The following is an 18,940-nucleotide window of genomic DNA, read 5'->3' as shown; positions in this document are numbered from 1 at the left end:
GGTTATGATTATATTCAATCATGATTGATTATATGTGAGCAACTTCAAATTATTCAACTTCAATTTCGCCTATAAATTCTCCTGACGATGTGAGGAGTATCGACCTTTGATGATTGAACTCACTCTTTATTGAAGACTCAGACGGCAGGGATCAGACATGAATATCAACAGTACAGTCATTAGCGGTTATCAGTCATTGCAGGACATCGGCTACCTGCTGGCCGGAAAGCATCAGGTATTACTGGTCAGCGACAACAACATTATTGGCCTGCCGCCGGTGCAATCCCTGATAACTCAGCTGGATAAGGCTGGCTGTCAGGTGAGCGTGATTGATAACGTGCCGCCGGAGCCGAGCCAGCATGACGTCTCTGCCATTCTGAATGCGTTAAATCAGCCTTCGGCAGATCTGGTGATTGGCGTGGGCGGCGGCAGCGTGCTGGATGTCGCCAAACTGCTGTCGCTGCTGTGTGCGGGCGATGAAAACGTCACGCTGGAAAGCCTGCTGGCAGGTGAGAAACCACAGCGTCGCACCACGTCTTTGCTGATCCCGACCACCGCAGGCACCGGGTCAGAAGCCACGCCCAATGCGATTCTCGCCATCCCGGAAAAAGAAACCAAAGTCGGCATTATTACGCCAGTGATGCTGCCCGATTACGTGGCGCTGGTGCCGGAACTGACCACCAGCATGCCCGCACGCATTGCGGCTTCCACCGGAATCGACGCGCTGTGCCACCTGTTCGAATGCTTCACGTCAGTGATCGCCAACCCGGTCAGTGACAACTTTGCGCTGGTCGGCATGAAGAAGCTGTTCGCCAACATTGAAACCGCCGTCGCTGAGCCGGGCAATCTGGAAGCGCGGCTGAACATGCTGTGGGCGTCTTATTACGGCGGCGCGTCCATTGCCCATGCCGGTACCCATCTGGTGCATGCCATGTCCTATCCGCTCGGCGGGAAATATCACATCCCTCACGGCGTGGCGAATGCCATTCTGCTCGCGCCGTGCATGGCATTTGTCCGGCCTTCAGCGGTCAGTAAATTCGCCCGGACTTACGACTTAATTCCGGAGGCTGACCTGACATTAAGTGAAGAAGAAAAATCCTATGCGCTGGTGGAATATTTTGACGCGCTGGTGCATCGCCTGGATTTACCGGTCACATTACGTCAGCTGAATATCACACCTGATGACATTCCTTATTTGTCGCAGGGGGCAACAGAGGTACAACGTTTAATTAAAAATGTACCCATGCCGGTAGAGAAAAATCAAATAGAAGAAATTTACCGCAGTATCAGGTAAGCCCTTATTTCGTATCCGATGACAACGACGTGAAGAGAATAAGATGAATAACATTACCGGAGTGTATACCGCGATTGTGACGCCTTTTTCCGAAGACGGAAAACTCGATAGCGACGCATTGCGCCAGCAGGTAAAACGCCAGAAACAGGCGGGGAATAATATTTTCTGCAACGGCACCAACGGCGAATTTTTTATGCTCAGCGGGCAGGAAAAAATTCAGGTGACCGAGGTCTGTCTTGAGGCCGCAGGGAATGACACGGGCGTGATGTCGCATATCGGCGAGATCTCGACCCGCGACACCATCAGGCTTGGCAAACAGATTGAAAAACTCGGCGTGCGCGCCGTCTCGGTGATTACGCCGTGGTTTGCAGCGTTGCGCCCGCAGGAACTGATTACGCATTTTCGCGCGGTGGCCGATGCGCTGACCGTACCGGTCTATCTCTACAACATTCCCGCCCGCACCGGAAATACCCTGACGCCGGACGTGGTGCGCGTGCTGGCCGATCATCCCAACATCAAAGGCATTAAGGACAGCGCCGGTTCGTGGGAAAGCCTGCATGGCTTCCATGAGGTCAGCCGTCAGTTTGCAGATTTCGATGTCCTGACCGGGCCGGATTCGCTGATTTATAAAGGTTTCACCGAAGGCAGCGCCGGGTGTATCTCCGGTATCGCCAATATTATCCCCGCACAGGTGAATGCCGTTTACCGCCACCTCCAGGAGAATAATGCCGCCGCCGCCGAGGCCGTGCAGGCGGAGATCAATCAGATCCGAACCGATCTTTACAGCATCGCATTTTCACCGGCTGTGGTTAAAAAAGCCGTGAATCTGCTCGGTTTTAACGTGGGTGAAAGCCGGTATCCGGTCGAATTCACGCAGGACGATACACATAAGATCCTGACCGTTATCAAGACCTTTGCTTTGCGCGATTAAACGCGCCTTACCTTCTGAAACCGCCGACACCTGCGCATGAAAGTGCGCAGGCAGGGTCCCCTACGCGCTGTGTGAGGAAAAAATGAAAGAATTTAGCTCATCAGATACGTTAATAATTATCAGCATTGTTCTGGTCTACATCCTGTTTACCACCTGGCTGACCTACCGGTTACGCAGTAAAAACAGCGGCGACTTTATGGAAGGCTCGCGTGCGATGCCCGCCTTCATCGTCGGTGTGCTGCTGATGTCGGAATACATCGGTGCAAAATCCACTATCGGTACCGCTCAGGCGGCGTTCGAAGGCGGTTTTGCCGCCTCATGGTCAATTCTGGGCGCGGCCATCGGCTTCCCGATCTTCGGCTTACTGCTGGTAAAACGCATTTATAACACCGGGAAAATCACCATTTCCGGGGCGATTGCCGAGAAGTACGGCAACACCACCAAGAACATTATTTCGATCATCATGATTTACGCCCTGCTGCTGGTGAACGTCGGAAACTACGTCAGCGGCGCGGCGGCCATTTCCACCGTGCTGAAAGTCAATCTGCCGGTCGCGGCGTTTATCACCGCCGTCGTCAGTACCTTCTACTTTGCGTTCGGCGGCCTGAAAGGTATGGCGTGGGTCACGATGCTGCACAGCGCCATCAAGTACATCGGCGTGCTGGTGATTTTAGGCATCGCCCTGCACATGACCGGCGGCGTGATGCCCATGGTAAAAGAGATGCCTGATTTCTACTGGACCTGGGACGGCAGCATAGGCGCCAGCACCATCTTCGCGTGGCTGATCGGCACCATCGGTTCTATCTTCTGTACGCAGTTCGTGATCCAGGCAATTTCCTCTACCAAAAGCGCGGAATCCGCCAAACGCGCCACCTGGGTCGCCTTCTTCTTCTGTGTGCCGATTGCGCTGGCCATTGGCATGATCGGCGTAGCCGCGAAATTCCTGCATCCCGATATCGACAGCCTGTACGCCCTGCCGATCTTCATTCAGGACATGAATCCGTGGATCGCCGGTCTGGTGACCACCTCGCTGGTGGCGTCGATTTTCGTCAGCGTCAGTACCGTTGCGCTGGCGATTGCCTCGCTGATTGTGAAAGATTTCTATGTGCCGTACCGCAACCCGACGCCTGAACGCGAATTCAAAATGACCCGCTGGCTGTCGCTGCTGATTGGTTTCCTGCCGCTGATTTTCGTGCTGCTGGTGCCGGAAGTGCTGAAACTGTCGTTCTTCACCCGCGCCATCCGCTTGTCGATTTCCGTGGTGGCGGTGATGGCGTTCTACCTGCCGTTCTTTAAAAGTGCGCGCGGTGCCAACGCTGGCCTGATCGGTGCCTGCGTGGTGACTTCCGTCTGGTATCTGCTCGGCGATCCGTTTGGTATCAACAACATGTATATTGCGCTGGTGACGCCGGCCATCATTATGGTGATTGACCGACTGATCCCCCAGCGCGCAGTAAAGAGTAAAAATGCACACCTTATTCAAAAGTCTGGAGCTTAAAGATGACCACTGAAACGCTAACCGTCGAACGCAGCGGTAAAGTGCACACCGCTGAACATGACGCCGCGCGCCGTGACGCCATGCTGCCGTCGGATTGTCCGCAAAATCACGCCGCCAATCTGCTGCCTTTACCCGACGGCAGCCTGCTTTGCACCTGGTTTGCCGGCACCCAGGAAGGCATTGCCGATATTTCCATTTATCTGTCGCGGCTGGAAAAAGGCGCGCAGGTCTGGAGCCAGCCGGTGAAACTCTCAGAAGATGCCAGCCGTTCGGAGCAAAATCCGGTGCTGTTCCTCGACCCGGATAATGTGCTGTGGCTGATGTACACCGCGCAGAAATCCGGCAATCAGGACACCGCGATTGTGCGTTTTCGCCAGTCTCAGGATCTGGGCAAAAGCTGGGGAGACATCGGCACACTGCTCGGGGAACCCGGCACCTTTATCCGCCAGCCGGTGACTGTGCTGGCCAATGGCGACTGGCTGCTGCCGGTGTTTTACTGCCGCACACAGCCGGGTGAAAAATGGGTCGGCAACAATGACGACAGCGCCGTTAAAATTTCCAGCGATAAGGGGAAAACCTGGCGTGACGTGGCGGTACCGGAAAGCACCGGCTGCGTGCACATGAATATCACGCCGCTGCACGACGGCAGCCTGCTGGCGTTGTACCGCAGCCGCTGGGCGGATTTCATCTACCAGAGCCGTTCCGTGGATGGCGGTAACAGCTGGAGCGCGCCGCAGCCGACCGCGTTGCCTAACAACAACTCGTCGATTCAGGTGACAACGCTCGCCAACGGGCATCTGGCGCTGGTGTTCAATCATCTGAGTGCCGCCGATGCCAGCGAACGCCGGGCCTCGCTGTATGACGAAATCGAAGATGAAGACGACGATGTGCGCGTGGAAGCGACTGCCGAAACCGGTGCACGCACCGCCTTCTGGGGCGCACCGCGCGCGCCGATGACGCTGGCCATTTCCGAAGACGGTGGCCGTTCATGGCCTTACCTGCGCAATCTGGAAACCGGCGACGGTTACTGCATGACCAATAATTCGCAGCAAAAACTCAACCGCGAGTTCTCCTATCCCAGCATCAAACAGGGGCTGAACGGCGAACTGCATATCGCGTTTACCTACTACCGGCAGGCGATCAAATACGTCTGCGTCGAAGAGTCCTGGGTAAAAGGCTGATGCCGGTCCGGCCCGCCCTGCGCGGGCTTTTTTATAAGGAGAAGATCATGATTGCAGGTCATTTACGTGCGCTGGCACTGGCCACCTTGCCCGATGCGCTGCTCAGCATTCTTACGCTGCCGGAGTGTTCGCTGGAAGCGCTTTGCGCGCGGGAAGATGGACGGTTTCAGCCGGAGGGCGCAGCCTGGTTTTGCCACATCGGCAATGCCAACACCTCGCCTGCTGCGGACCGGCATACTGAATTTCATCACGACTGGCTGGATATTCAGGTGGTGCTGGAGGGCGAAGAGATCATCGGCTTCGATACCCGGAGCGCCATCGGACAGCCCGCCACGGAGCGCAAACCCGACTTGTTTATTCTCGACAATCCCGCGCTGCACAATGAGATTTTGCTGCGCAGCGGTGACTTTGTGACGTTCGCGCCGGGCGAGCCGCATCGCGCATTGTGTTGCACCACACATCCTGCGGTGGTGCGTAAAGCGGTGTTCAAAGTCCCGGCATCAGCGTTAAAGGAGTAAGCCATGAGCAATACACCGCTTAAACACGCGCTGGTGACAGGTTGCAGCTCGGGCATTGGTGAAACGGTGTGCCTGACATTGCTGGCGCAGGGCTGGAAGGTGACCGGTCTGGCGCGCCGCGAAGTGGGCTTTCAACACCCTCACTTTTGCGCAGTGCCGCTCGACATCACCGACACGGCAAAACTGACAGCAATGCTGGAAACACTGCCTCAGGTGGATGCCGTGATCCACGCCGCAGGCATGATGAAAGCGGCACCGCTCGGGCAGCTGGATCCGCAGGCCAGCGAGGCGTTATGGAAACTGCACATCGGCGTGGCAGAAGTGCTGGCCGACCGCCTGGTGGAAAAGATGCCGGACGGCGGGCGCATCGTGTTGCTCGGCAGCAGGACGTCATCGGGCGTCGCCGGACGCAGTCAGTATGTGGCGACCAAATCCGCCATGATCGGTATGGCGCGCAGCTGGGCGGCGGAGCTGGCACCGCGTGGTATCACCGTCAACGTGGTGGCCCCCGGCGCGACGCAAACCCCGATGCTGGACAATCCGCAGCGCCAGAGCTCGCCGCCCAGATTGCCGCCGATAGGTCGCTATATTCAGCCGCAGGAAGTGGCCGATTTAGTCATTTACTTACTTTCGCCCTCCGCCGCAGCGATTACCGGCCAGCAATTAATTATTTGCGGCGGCGCTTCCCTTTAAAAACTCGATTAGCATTACTTAAGTAAAATAACCACGCCGGTATAAAAACCGGCTACACTCCTTAAGACAAATTAATATAAAAACGCCTATTAAAATCTATTTTAAGTCAAATTGATCGTTAAACGATCTGTCCGGTAAGCCAAATTATTAAAATAATACACAGCCCATAAATCAAATTATATTTATATACATCCATTAATTTGAGTTAACACCGATCAAAAGATCGCTATTTTCTGAAAAACAGATAAATCTCTTTATCTCTGCCCCTCCGACCTTTAGCATCGCCGTATTGCTTACTAAGCAACCAGCTCCATCCACCTGCAAGCAGAAATAAAAAATGACAATGAGTAAATTAAAGACCGTATCCAGCCTGCTGGTCGCGAGTTCTTTATTGGTTTCCGGGGTTTCCCGGGCCGGGGAAAGTTTGTTAGGCAGCAATACTGAAGGGATGCGGCACTATGTGAGTTATGGTGCTGAATATTATAAGTGGGACGAATCCGTCGATAATATGGACGGTAAATATGTTGCTGAACATGGCCCGCGCCTGCGCGTAAATTTCGGATCTAATAATTATCTCGACGCCCCAAGCGGCTTATTAAAAGCCTGGGACATGAGCGTGATGTTCGGGATCGTCAATTATAAAGGCAGCACCCTTGACGATCAGGCCAACGTGCCAAACGGTACGCTGAAAGGGAAAACCTATTACACCGGCTACAGCGCCGACCTGACGCGCGGTTACCGTTACCGCGCATCAGACAGCGTTTCTTTCGATATGAAAGGGGCGCTCGGCGGCCAGGTGTGGTTGCGTAATATCCGCTCCGACGATGTCTACATCGCTTCGGAAAACCGCACGCGGGATTACACGGCGCTGGAAGTGTCGTTGCAGCCGTACGCTAAGGCCTCTGTAGGCGCGAACTGGCAGATGACCGCCGATTCACGTCTGAGCCTGGAAGGCGGTGCGCTGTACCCGATCAAAACCTGGACGCACAGTAATCAGGGCGATGTCTGGCTGGAGCCGAAATCTAAGCTCTCGCCGTTCACCAGCCTGACCTGGAACATCAACAAAGATGTGTTCGTCAAAGCCAGTTATGTGCACCAGAAGTATGGCAAGTCAGACGAGAAACAGGGTGATCTGAACGGACGCAACGTTGGCTATTATCAGCCTGCGACCACGACGTCGACTCTGGGTCTGGAAGTCGGTTTCTACTTCTGATGATGTCAGTCAATCAGCGCCCCTCAAGCGGATTGTTCCGGTGTAAATAACCGGAACAATCGCTTATCTTAAAAGCCTCCTTTTCCAGAGGCTTACCTTTCATATGGATCGTTTCGCAACGCTGTTCGGCGTTCTTGCCATTTTATTGTGGAGCATGAGCGTGGCGCTCACCCGCAGCCTGTCTGAATCCCTCGGCCCTTTTGGTGCTGCCGCGTCTATTTATACGGTCAGCGGGATCATGGTCTGGATGGTGGGCACAAAGCCGTCGCTGCGCGGGGAATCCGCGGCTTATCTGATCATCTGCGGTCTGTTATTTATCTTTTATATGGTGGCATTTTCGCTGGCGATTGGTCTGGCGCATAGCCGTCAGCAAACGCTGGAACTGGGACTGATCAACTATTTGTGGCCGAGCCTGACACTGTTATTTGCCGTGCCACTGCTGAAACTTCGCGTGCGCTGGTGGATCTGGCCGGGCGTTATTCTGGCGTTTGCCGGTGTACTGTGGGCAATCAGCGGCGGTCACGGGCTGGACGTTCATCAGCTGATGCGTAACGTGGGCGGCAATCCGGTAGCCTACAGTCTGGCGCTAGGTGCCGCCGTTTCCTGGGCGCTGTATTCCAATCTGGTGCGGGTGTTGTGCAAAGGCAAAGGCGTGCTGCCGTTGTTTTTACTCGCCACCGGTGCCGTGCTTTGGGTGCTGTATTTCACCTATTCATCGAATCGCATCAGCCTGACGTTACCGGCCATTCTCGAACTGCTGGCGATGGGCGCGGTGACCGCCATTTCTTATCAATGCTGGGATATCGCGATGAAAAAAGGCAATGCGACGCTGGTGGCGGCACTTTCGTACTTCACGCCGCTGTCTTCAATTCTGATTGCCGGATTGTGGCTGCATACACTGCCGGGCGCGAGTTTCTGGCCGGGCGTGCTGATGGTGGTCGGCGGTTCGCTGCTGTGCTGGACCGCCTCGCGGGGGAAATAAACTCAGCGATAGGTCGTGATAAAAGAGCGGTACTTGGCGAGGACTTGCAGAAAGTCCTCAACGCCGCAAAACGCCAGGCTCTCTTCATCGTAATAACTCATGCCTTCTTCGATTTCATCGCCATCGAAATCCAGCTGATTGGTACGCACCATCACTTCATCGTCAGCTAACAACAGCGTGTATTCGTGACCGACCATTTGCGTTTCACGCTCGCTGCCTTTGAGTTCACTCAGCGCGGCTTCCACTTTATCCAGCACCGATAAATCACCCTTCACTTCCTCATTCAGCCAGTGGCCGATCACTTCGTGGCCCATTGAAAAACGCACTTTGACCTCACCGGTGATATCGCGCAAAAAGTCGTAGTCCATCGTCTAGTCCTTAAAAATCATCAAACGCCACCAAAACCTGCCGCATGATAGCAATAAAAAAGGCGGAATTTCTTCCGCCTTTCCAGTTTATGAATCTCTTGTCATGTTAATTCACGGTCAGAACCACACTCAGGTCATAGGAGAATGAAGGCTTACTGACGTCCCAACCTTGACCGGCAAAGTGGATAATACCTTTATACACACCAGGGGCCAGACCTGGATTTTCCGCTGATGAATAGCTCAGTATCGCCCGAACATTTGGCCCACTTTGGCATCCCATCGCCGTATTGAATGTTCGGGTCGAACAGCCTGACCCTCGCATACCCCCAAAGTTAACAATCACATCGTTTCCGTGTTCGTCCGTCATTGGTGTGGTCAGCGGCGAATTGGTATTGACAGCACCACTCCAGACAAGAGACGTTGGCCCGGTGGTCGGCATCACTGCGATAAAGCCCATAGATTCGTATGCACTGAATCTTTGAGTTTCAAACTTGCCGGACGCCCCGCTGATTACCCAGTCACCGGTGACCGAACCAGCAAATTTCGTGATGGCTGATTTCGAACTTTGCCCATAACTCGCGGTAACCGTCGCCTCTCCGTCATCGGTACCCGAAATCGTCATTTTGGTGACACCTGATGCATCGGTCACACTGGTACTTTTCGCCAGTGTATTACGGGTAGTTGACCAGTTAACCGTCTCATTGGTAACCGGATTTCCCAGCGCATCTTTTACCGTAGCGGTAAATGTTGCAATATCGATACCGTTCGTGGAAATCAACGGCCGGTCCGTCGTCAGCGTTGTGATCTCAGCAGTGCTGAGGTCTGCAACAAAGCTGACTTCTGCCGCACTTGCCGTACGTTGTTGCTGAGTCAGCGTCGCCGTCACAATTTCAGTGCCCGCTTTGACCGACGTACCGGTCACTGTCGTTGTGCCTGCTACCGTGGTCTGCGTGTTGCTGTTCGCCAGCGTGACATTCGCATTATTGCCACTCCAGTCAACACTGACCGCATTCACCGGGTTGCTGTTGGCATCTTTAACGGTCGCAGTCCAGGTTATGGCGTCTGTGCCATTGGCCGGTGCCTGCGTTTTATCAGCAGCAATAGTCACCTGAGCAGTGCTGGCATCAGCAATGATGTCCACTGCCAGGGTTTTCTGGCTGCTGCCCGCACTCGCGGTCACAACGGTATTCTGCGCCAGTGTTGAAGTCAGCGTTGCACTTGCCTCACCATTGACATCCGTCACTGCCTGGACCGGTGTCAGGACACCCGCCGTATTGTCACTGCTCCAGGTCACGGTGAGATTTGGCACCGGATGATTTGTCGCGTCAAGGACCGTGGCTTGCAATGTCACGGTATCAACGCCCGCGATAACCCCCGCCGTTTTATCGCCAGTCAGTGTGGTGACAATCGCCGTGGTGGTATCCGCAACAAACGCGATTGTCGGGGATGTGGCCGTTTTACTGTTAACCGATGCCGTCACCGTCGAATTGCCCAGGATCAGCGAATTTAACGTCACAGTGGCAATACCTTGCGCGTCCGTTTTCGTCGTTGCCGCTGATAACGTTCCGGTTGAAGGATTCACACTCCAGCTAATATCTGCACCCGATAACAGGTTACCGTTAGCATCCGTGACCGTGGTTGTCAGTGTGGCGATATCACTACCGTTCGCCAGTACCTGCGTTTTGTCCGTTGCCACTGTACTCAGCTGCGCCGTGCTGACATCCGCGATATAGCTGACTTTGCTGGCGCTTTTACTCACCGCAGGCGTAGTCAGCCCCGCCGTGATGATAACATCCGCCGTTTTGAGTGACGTTGCGGTTACCATTGTGACACCGCTGGCATTGGTTTTGGTCGTGGCGCTGACAGGCGTAACGTTGGCGTTATCACTGCTCCAGTTCACTGCCAGATCGTTAATCGGGTTCTGGTTAGCGTCTTGCACCGTCGCAGTCCAGGTCACAGTATCCGTCCCTGAGGCCAGTGCTTGTGATTTATTGGACACCACTGAGCTGAACGTCGCCGTACTGCTATCGGCAATGACATCAAGCGATTGGGTCAGGCTGCTGCCGGTAATACTGGCCGTCACGACGGTGGTCTGCGCATGGGTTTCTGTAAATGCCGCCGTCGCCACACCTGCGGCATCCGTTACGCCTGAAACCGGGGTAAATGTGCCGCTGGCATTGTCACTGCTCCAGGAGACGGTGACACCCTGAACCGGATGATTACTGGCATCCAGCACGGTGGCGCTCAAATTCACAGTGTCTTTACCCGCCACCACAGAGGCGGTTTTGTCCGCCACCAGCGTCGCGAGTTTCGCGGTTACCGTATCGGCAATGAATGACAATGAGGCAGAGGTTTCAGTTGCACCCCCCACCGAGGCCGTGACCTTGAAGGCGATGACGTCGGCTGATGACAGTATGACTGTCGCCACGCCCAGCGCATTGGTCTTCGTGCTGCTGGCCGAAAGCGTGCCACCTGCCGGCATGCTGCTCCAGTTAATGTCGGTATTCGCCAGCGGATTTCCTTTAGCATCCGTTAACGTGGTGCTTAAGGTGATGATGTCCGTGCCATTCGCCAGCGCCTGAGTTTTATCGCTGCTTACTGCACTCATCTGCGCCGTGCTGATATCAGCCACATAACTCACGCTGCTGGCGCTGAGGCTGCCTGCCGGTGAAGTCAGAGTGGCCGTCATGATGGCATCAGTCGCCTTCACGGACGTTGCGGTGATCGTCGCAAGTCCATCGGTACCGGTCTGACTGCTGTTGCCTGACAACGTGATGTTAGCGTTGCTGCTGCTCCACTGCACCGTCGTCCCCTTCACCGGGTTCTGGTTGGCATCGGTTACCGTTGCCGTCCAGGTGATCACGTCAGTGCCGTTCGCCAGTGCCTGCGATTTGCTCGCCACCACGCGGGTCAGTGACGCGGTGCCCGCATTGGCCACGACATCAATGGACTGCGTTTTACTGCCGCCCGCCGCGGTCGCCGTAATCACCGTGGTCTATGCGCGAGTCTCGCTAAACTGCGCCGTCGCCACACCGTTACTGTCGGTTACAGCGGAAACCGGCGTGAATTTGCCGCTGGTGTTGTCACTGCTCCAGTTAACTGTTGCGCCAGGTACGACGTTACCGTTTTTATCATGCACGACAGCCGTCATAGTGACAGTGTCCACACCTGCCACCACGCCCGTGCTTTTGCTGGCATCGAGACTGTAAACAGTGGCCGTGCTGGCATCCGCCGCAAAGGTCAGCGACGGCGAATCCACACCTGCGCCATTAACATTACCCGTGACGACCGTGCTGCCGCTTGAAGCAGAGTGCAGGGTCACTGTCGCAATACCCTGAGCATTGGTGGTGGTACTTCCCGCCGAAAGCGTGCCGACGGCAGGGGCATTACTCCAGTTTACCGCCGTGTTGGACAGGACATTACCGTGGGCGTCCGTCACTGTCGCGCTCAATGTAATTGCGTCAGTGCCGTCTGCCAAAGCCTGCGTTTTATCTGCTGTCACGGTGGTAACCTGCGCGGTACTACTGTCTGCAACGTAACTCACCTTACCCGCGCTGGCGCTTCCTGCCGGCGAAGTCAAACTGGCTGTCATCACGGCATCCGCGACTTTCACCGACGTCGCCGTGATCGTTGCGACGCCACCCGCAGTGGTTTGGCTGGTGCTACCTGCCAAAGTAATATTGGCATTGTCGCTTTTCCAGTTCACCACCATTCCAGAAATGATGTTCTGATTGGCATCTTTCACGGTCGTGCTCCAGGTCACCGTCTCGGTGCCGTTTGCCGTCGCCTGCGATTTATCAGATGTCACGCTGCCCAACGTCGCGGTGCTGACATCGGCAATCAGGTCAACAGACTGTGTTTTGCTGCTGATACCGGCAGTCGCCGTGATCACCGTTGTCTGCGCTTTTGTACTGCTGAACTTCGCTGTCGCCACACCCTTGCTGTCAGTCACAGCAGATACCGGCGTGAAGCTGCCGTTACCGTTATCGCTGCTCCAGTTAACCGTAACGCCCGGTACTGCGTGGCGGTTAGCGTCCAGCACGGTTGCCGACAGATTAACCGTGTCTTTACCCGCGACCACTGACGCGGTTTTATCTGCCACCAGCGTATCTATCGCCGCGCTTGTCACATCGGCAGTAAACGACAGAGCCCGGGATGTCACGCTGGCCGCATTAAACGACGCCTTCACGGTGTAATCTGCGACATCTGAGGACGTTAACCGGATGGAACTCACACCCTGCGCATTCGTTTTAGTGCTGCTGGAAGATAATGAGCCACTGGTCGGCGTCGCTACCCAGTTGACATCAGCATCCATCAACGGGTTACCGTTGACATCTGTTAACGTCGTATTCAGGGTGATGACATCTGTGCCATTCGCCAGGGCCTGCGCCTTATCGGTGGACATCGGGGTAAACTGCGCCGTATTCACATCGCCAATAAACGATGCCGCAGGCGCGGCACTGGCCGTGCCGCCCGGCAGTTGCGCGGAGATAATCACGTCGCCAGCCTTGAGGGTGGAAACACGTATCTGCGCCAGCCCCTGTGCATCAGTGCTGACGGTGCTTTCAGAAAGCCGGGCTGTGGATTGATCGCTTTTCCAGCTCACAGGTGCATTTGGCACTTTATTGCCGTTCGCATCGGTGACTGTCACGGTATAGATGACTGCGTCGGTGCCATTGGCCACTGCCTGCGTTTTGTCCTGTTTCAGGTCAGTAATATTCATACTGGCACTGTCAGCAGCAAACGAAATGACATCCGTCATTTTGGCATTTGTTGTTCCGGCGCGAGCGGAGACTTTCACGTCACCCGCCACCGTCGAAGCCAGGGTAATTTGTGCATTGCCCAGTTCGTCTGTCGACACTTGCGGTGCACTCAGCGTGGCGATGCCCTGCTCCACTTTCCAGTCAACGGCTGCGCCTTTCAAAGGTTGGTTTTGGGCGTTAACGACATTTGCAACCAATGTGACTTTATCGGCATTATTTGCCGTCGCCTGCACTTTATCCAGGTTCAGGCTCATCACCTGTGCGGTGGAGGCATCCGCGTCAAAGTTGAGCGGCTCACTTTGCAGCGAACTGCCGCCTTCCACCGTTGCGGTCACCATCGCATTCGCTACGCTCAGACTGGTGACCGTGACGGACGCCATGCCTTTTTCATCAGTCACGCTTTGCGCCGCTGATAATCCGAGAGCGGCATTATCTGCAGTCCATGACACCGTTACGCCTTGGTATGGCAGGCCATCTGCCGTCAATGCTTCAGCCGTCAGGGTGACCGCATCAGTGCCGTTGGCCATGATGTGATTTTTTGATGCACTCAGCGTAGTCAGCCTTGCCCGGGTATCTGCATTTTGCAGCACGATACGCGCTGTTTGCAGGGCAGTCTTACCGCTGGCTATTGGCGTGATATCGGCAGTTCCGGCGACGTTGCCGCTGGTAAAGGTGGCGGTATAAACGCCCGGTGCGGATTCATTGAAGGCGGAGACGGTAGCGTTTTTCATTGGCGCAACGGATGTCACGTCAGCGCTACCGGATGGCGTGAGCTTCAGGGTGGCCGAAAGTTGAGGGGCTATCGTGGTCACCGGCAACTGATCTGCACCGGTAATGTGTAACGTCACCGTTGAGGTGCTGATGCCGTCAGCGACTAAGGTGTCAGGGCTGACCGTGGTAGAAGACTGCCAGGTCGCAGCATCATAGCCTGCCACGAAGACATCCATTTCACTGCTGTTAGAGCCGTTGCCTCTGGAATCGAAGGCCTTGCCTCTGACGATGTAATGATTATTGACCGCGCCATATTGATAATTTGGCAGGGTAATTGAGTATTGGCCCGAGTGTTTATCTTGCACGATTTTACCGCCGTGCTGCAGGAGTTCATCCGCCTGCCAGTCAATGCGATCCAGCCCGTATTTGCTGTTAACGACGACAGAAATTGGGAAGGTGGCGCTTTCTGCACCTTCAATTTTGGCCGGTAAACCCAGCGAAATCAGATCTTGCTTGCGATAATCCAGCACGATGGTGTTGTTGCGGTTAACCAGATCCATGCGACTGCCAAGCAGTGAGCGTTTCACTGCCACCTGCGATGCATCCATCTGTTTATCGAGGCTGACGCCCGGTGCATAACTGAAGCTCAGGTTAAACTGCGTATCCTGAGTATCGCCTTTGCCCATTTTCTGGCTGATCCCCGCTGTTATAAGCGTAAAAGGCGTGTAGTTCAGACCGACAGTGACCGCATAGGGATCTTTCTGACGGTTATCTTCATCATTAAATAAATCGACGTTATCACCATAATACTGCTCAAATACGACGCTTGCGCCGAGTTGTGGCCATGAAGGTAAATAACCTTCCGTACGAATATCAAATCCGTTGGCCGCGCGCTCGTCATAATCCTGATAACGTTCTGATGCCATCCAGTCAGTGAGTCGCATATAACCATTCGCTGATATCTTTAAATAATCCCAGCCTAATTCCCCTCCTATGCCCACACGCTGGTGATGATTTTGCGACAACTGACGGTCATAGAAGGTATTCGCCCCCCACATCCAATTCTTTTGAAAATGACGATAACCCATGCCCGTATTAATAATATTGCGGTCATCCGCGCGGCGCGCGCCAAGTTGGGTGAATAGCAGGTTGGTTTTGTCGTCATATATCGGCAGCAGAACATCTAAGTTTGCATCTTCGAGAGAAAAATCATTATCTACCGACACTTGTACGCGCGCAGTACCGAACTGGTTCAGCCAGGACTCAACGCTTTGCGCTGCCTTGCCCGTCGTACCGGTTGCCACCATCCCTTTCAGTGCATCGCTGGAAGAATCACCGGAAAGCAGCGCACCCGATTGAACTGCCAGCCCTGCCAGCGAGGTATTATTATCGTTATCTGGCGTGGAGGTGGAGGCTGAAAGCGCTGGCTGGGGACTGTCTGAGGATAATTTTCCATTCGACATTTTCTCAGTGACCACAGGTGCTTTCGTTTCAGCGGTGGCATTAAAAGAAAAGGCATAAACACATAAGGAAGAATAAGAAAACTGAATACCTATTTGTAATATGCAAACAAATCTGGAAACACGCATTATCTATTTCACTTTACATGTGTCATTAAAGGAAGCGAAGTAAATTGCAAAAGGCAGTTATATTTCGCAAGGGGCGAAAATTTAAACCACAAACCCCTTCAACTCTACTTAAAGAGTATTTAAGCAATAGTTAACAACTCGCAACCCATTAAAAATAAACAGTCAAATGAAACAGTTACTCAATACATATAAGTTACTTGAATAATAAAAATAAGCCGAATACCGGTCACTTAAGGTGACCGGTATTGTTTTTTTGAAGGATAAGTACGCTGGTGAAATACGGCCATGCCTGGCGCCTGAGATAGCGGCATAAAAAAAGGTCCATGGAAGCCATGAACCTTTTTTACACTTGCTGTGGGATCGGTCAGCCGATCCTTAAACGATCAGCATAAGTCACCTTTCAATGACCACAGTGAATAATGACGATTTAGACTGCGGTCTGGAAGATCACGCCGTCAGCTTTATCGGTGTATTCACTCAGCTTGTCGAAATTCAGATAACGGTAGGTGTCCACCGCGGTCTTATCGACTTCAGCCATGTAACCCAGATACTCTTCCGGCGTTGGCAGACGGCCAAGCAGGGAAGCAATCGCCGCCAGTTCTGCGGATGCCAGATAAACGTTGGCACCGTTACCCAGACGGTTCGGGAAGTTACGGGTAGAGGTAGACACCACGGTAGAGCCGTCGGCCACACGCGCCTGGTTACCCATACACAGTGAACAGCCAGGAATTTCAACACGCGCACCGCTCTTACCAAAGACGCTGTAATAGCCCTCTTCGGTCAGCTGCGCCGCATCCATTTTGGTCGGTGGCGCAACCCACAGACGGGTTGGCAACGCGCCTTTATGGCTGTCGAGCAGTTTACCCGCCGCACGGAAGTGACCGATGTTAGTCATGCAGGAACCGATAAACACTTCATCGATTTTGCTGTTCTGTACGGAAGACAGCAGACGTGCGTCATCCGGATCGTTCGGTGCACAAAGGATTGGCTCTTTGATGTCCGCCAGATCGATTTCGATCACCGCTGCGTATTCCGCATCGGCATCGGCTTCGAGCAGTGTCGGGTTCGCCAGCCACTCTTCCATGCCTTTGATGCGGCGCTCAATGGTACGACGATCGCCGTAACCTTCAGAGATCATCCACTTCAGCAGCACGATGTTGGAGCTGAGGTATTCTTTGATCGGCGCCTGATCCAGTTTGATCGTACAACCGGCCGCTGAACGTTCTGCGGACGCATCCGCCAGTTCAAATGCCTGTTCAACTTTCAATTCCGGCAAGCCTTCGATTTCCAGAATGCGGCCAGAGAAGAGGTTTTTCTTACCTTTCTTCTCAACGGTCAGATGGCCTTCTTTGATCGCGTAGTAAGGGATCGCATGAACCAGATCGCGCAGGGTGATGCCCGGTTGCATTTTGCCTTTGAAACGCACCAGAACGGATTCCGGCATATCAAGAGGCATCACGCCGGTCGCCGCAGCAAACGCCACCAGACCGGAACCCGCCGGGAAAGAAATCCCGATCGGGAAACGGGTGTGGGAGTCACCGCCGGTACCGACCGTGTCCGGCAGCAGCATACGGTTCAACCATGAGTGAATGATGCCATCACCAGGGCGCAGTGAAACACCGCCGCGGTTCATGATGAAATCAGGCAGCGTGTGGTGCGTGGTCACGTCAACCGGCTTAGGGTACGCCGCAGTATGACAGAATGACTGCATCACCAGGTCAGCGGAGAAGCCCAGACACGCCAGGTCTTTCAGCTCATCACGGGTCATCGGACCGGTGGTGTCCTGAGAACCGACAGATGTCATTTTTGGTTCGCAATATTCGTTTGGACGAATACCGGCAACGCCACAGGCGCGGCCCACCATTTTCTGTGCCAGCGAGTAACCTTTGTTGCTTGCAGCAACCGGCTTCGCGATACGGAACACTTCACTCTGTGGCAGCTTCAGTGATTCACGGGCTTTGGTGGTTAAACCACGGCCAATAATCAGCGGAATACGGCCACCGGCACGCACTTCATCGAGCAGTACGTCGGTTTTCAATTCGAAAGTGGCGATCACGTCGTTGGTTTCGTGGTTACGCACTTCGCCTTTGTACGGATAGATGTCGATCACATCGCCCATATTCAGATCGGAGACGTCCACTTCGATCGGTAAAGCACCGGCATCTTCCATGGTGTTGAAGAATATTGGCGCAATTTTACCGCCGAGAACCACACCGCCGCCGCGTTTGTTCGGCACATGAGGAATATCATCGCCCATGAACCACAGCACGGAGTTGGTGGCAGATTTACGCGAAGAACCGGTACCGACCACGTCACCCACATAGGCCAGCGGGAAACCCTTTTTGTTCAGTTCGTCGATCTGTTTGATCGGACCGACACTGCCCGGTTGATCCGGATGAATGCCTTCACGTTCGTTTTTCAGCATTGCCAGCGCGTGCAAAGGAATATCTGGACGGGACCAGGCATCCGGAGCCGGTGACAAATCATCGGTGTTAGTTTCGCCGGTCACTTTAAAAACAGTGACGGTGATTTTTTCAGCCAGTTGCGGGCGTGACAGATACCATTCGGCATCGGCCCACGACTTCAGGATTTTTTTCGCGTGTTCATTGCCCGCGTGTGCTTTTTCTTCCACGTCGTAGAAGTTATCAAACATCAGCAGCGTGTGAGACAGCGCTTTAGCCGCGATAGGTGCCAGCGTGTCGCTATCCAGTGCGTCGATCAGCGGATGAATATTGTAGCCACCCTGCATGGTGCCCAGCAGTTCGATAGCTTTTTCAGGGGTGACCAACGGAGAGGTGGTTTCGCCTTTGGCGACGGCAGCCAGGAATCCGGCTTTAACATAGGCGGCTTCGTCGACGCCCGGTGGAACACGATTAATCAGCAGGTCTAACAGAGTGTCTTCTTCGCCTTGCGGCGGATTCTTCAGGGACTCAACCAACGCTGCCATCTGTGAAGCATCAAGTGGCTTAGGGACGATGCCCTCTGCAGCACGCTCGGCTACGTGCTTACGGTATTCTTCTAGCACGACTTTCTCCTCGCTCTCATTGTCATTTATTATGCCTGGCTTCCATCATCAGCATCGCGTCATGCCTGTAGGGACAGGGGAATTCAAGCGGTCTGATGAATCGGGGACACTGCGGGTAAGCGTGTTTCTTAATGCTGAAACGTCACGTCCTGAACCTAAGCACAGTGCCCTTTT

The 18,940-nt window shown here is 54.2% G+C and carries 12 protein-coding genes; 8 read left to right on the top strand and 4 right to left on the bottom strand.

Annotated elements, in window-relative coordinates:
* Positions 1-157: 157 nt before the first annotated feature.
* The 8 genes from ACQZQY_RS08915 to yddG all read left to right on the top strand — a co-directional run bounded on the left by ACQZQY_RS08915 (position 158) and on the right by yddG (position 8,310).
* Complete coding sequence (locus ACQZQY_RS08915; protein ID WP_390974288.1) at positions 158-1,294, top strand: iron-containing alcohol dehydrogenase; 1,137 nt, start codon at positions 158-160, stop codon at positions 1,292-1,294.
* Positions 1,295-1,337: 43 nt separating this feature from the next.
* Complete coding sequence (locus ACQZQY_RS08910) at positions 1,338-2,225, top strand: dihydrodipicolinate synthase family protein (RefSeq protein WP_431296959.1); 888 nt, start codon at positions 1,338-1,340, stop codon at positions 2,223-2,225.
* A gap of 82 nt (positions 2,226-2,307) precedes the next feature.
* Positions 2,308-3,723 carry a sodium:solute symporter family protein gene (locus ACQZQY_RS08905; protein ID WP_122094139.1) on the top strand — a complete coding sequence of 472 codons (1,416 nt, stop codon included), beginning with the start codon at positions 2,308-2,310 and terminating at the stop codon, positions 3,721-3,723.
* 2 nt (positions 3,724-3,725) lie between these two features.
* A complete protein-coding gene (locus ACQZQY_RS08900; RefSeq protein ID WP_056777074.1) occupies positions 3,726-4,904 on the top strand; it encodes a sialidase family protein in 1,179 nt (392 codons plus the stop codon).
* Positions 4,905-4,951: 47 nt separating this feature from the next.
* On the top strand, positions 4,952-5,422 hold the full coding sequence (locus ACQZQY_RS08895; protein WP_431296958.1) for a YhcH/YjgK/YiaL family protein: 471 nt from the start codon (positions 4,952-4,954) through the stop codon (positions 5,420-5,422).
* A gap of 3 nt (positions 5,423-5,425) precedes the next feature.
* On the top strand, positions 5,426-6,115 hold the full coding sequence (locus ACQZQY_RS08890) for an SDR family NAD(P)-dependent oxidoreductase (RefSeq protein WP_431296957.1): 690 nt from the start codon (positions 5,426-5,428) through the stop codon (positions 6,113-6,115).
* A 343-nt stretch (positions 6,116-6,458) separates the two neighbouring features.
* Positions 6,459-7,328 (top strand): hypothetical protein, encoded by an 870-nt coding sequence (locus ACQZQY_RS08885; RefSeq protein ID WP_238485105.1) that lies wholly within the window; start codon positions 6,459-6,461, stop codon positions 7,326-7,328.
* 103 nt (positions 7,329-7,431) lie between these two features.
* Positions 7,432-8,310, top strand: coding sequence for an aromatic amino acid DMT transporter YddG (yddG, locus tag ACQZQY_RS08880; RefSeq protein WP_431296956.1), 879 nt, complete (start codon positions 7,432-7,434; stop codon positions 8,308-8,310).
* A 2-nt stretch (positions 8,311-8,312) separates the two neighbouring features.
* On the opposite strand, the gene yacL is transcribed toward yddG, so the two are convergent.
* From yacL to acnB, 4 genes are all read right to left on the bottom strand, one after another.
* The gene (gene yacL / locus ACQZQY_RS08875) at positions 8,313-8,678 is read right to left on the bottom strand and encodes a protein YacL (RefSeq protein ID WP_056777056.1); all 366 of its coding nucleotides are present in this window, start codon (positions 8,676-8,678) and stop codon (positions 8,313-8,315) included.
* A gap of 106 nt (positions 8,679-8,784) precedes the next feature.
* Positions 8,785-11,667 (bottom strand): beta strand repeat-containing protein, encoded by a 2,883-nt coding sequence (locus ACQZQY_RS08870; RefSeq protein ID WP_431296955.1) that lies wholly within the window; start codon positions 11,665-11,667, stop codon positions 8,785-8,787.
* A gap of 6 nt (positions 11,668-11,673) precedes the next feature.
* Positions 11,674-15,630 carry an Ig-like domain-containing protein gene (locus tag ACQZQY_RS08865; RefSeq protein WP_431296954.1) on the bottom strand — a complete coding sequence of 1,319 codons (3,957 nt, stop codon included), beginning with the start codon at positions 15,628-15,630 and terminating at the stop codon, positions 11,674-11,676.
* Positions 15,631-16,168: 538 nt separating this feature from the next.
* Positions 16,169-18,766: a bifunctional aconitate hydratase 2/2-methylisocitrate dehydratase gene (gene acnB / locus ACQZQY_RS08860; RefSeq protein ID WP_056777044.1), complete on the bottom strand. Its 2,598-nt coding sequence runs from the start codon at positions 18,764-18,766 to the stop codon at positions 16,169-16,171.
* Between the last annotated feature and the right edge of the window lie 174 nt (positions 18,767-18,940).

The sequence above is a fragment of the Rahnella sp. PAMC25559 genome, from assembly GCF_050632365.1.
In the GTDB taxonomy this organism is placed as follows: domain Bacteria; phylum Pseudomonadota; class Gammaproteobacteria; order Enterobacterales; family Enterobacteriaceae; genus Rahnella; species Rahnella rivi.
The sequence above is the reverse complement of the archived record's forward strand: the minus strand, read 5'-3'. Positions and strand labels throughout refer to the sequence as shown.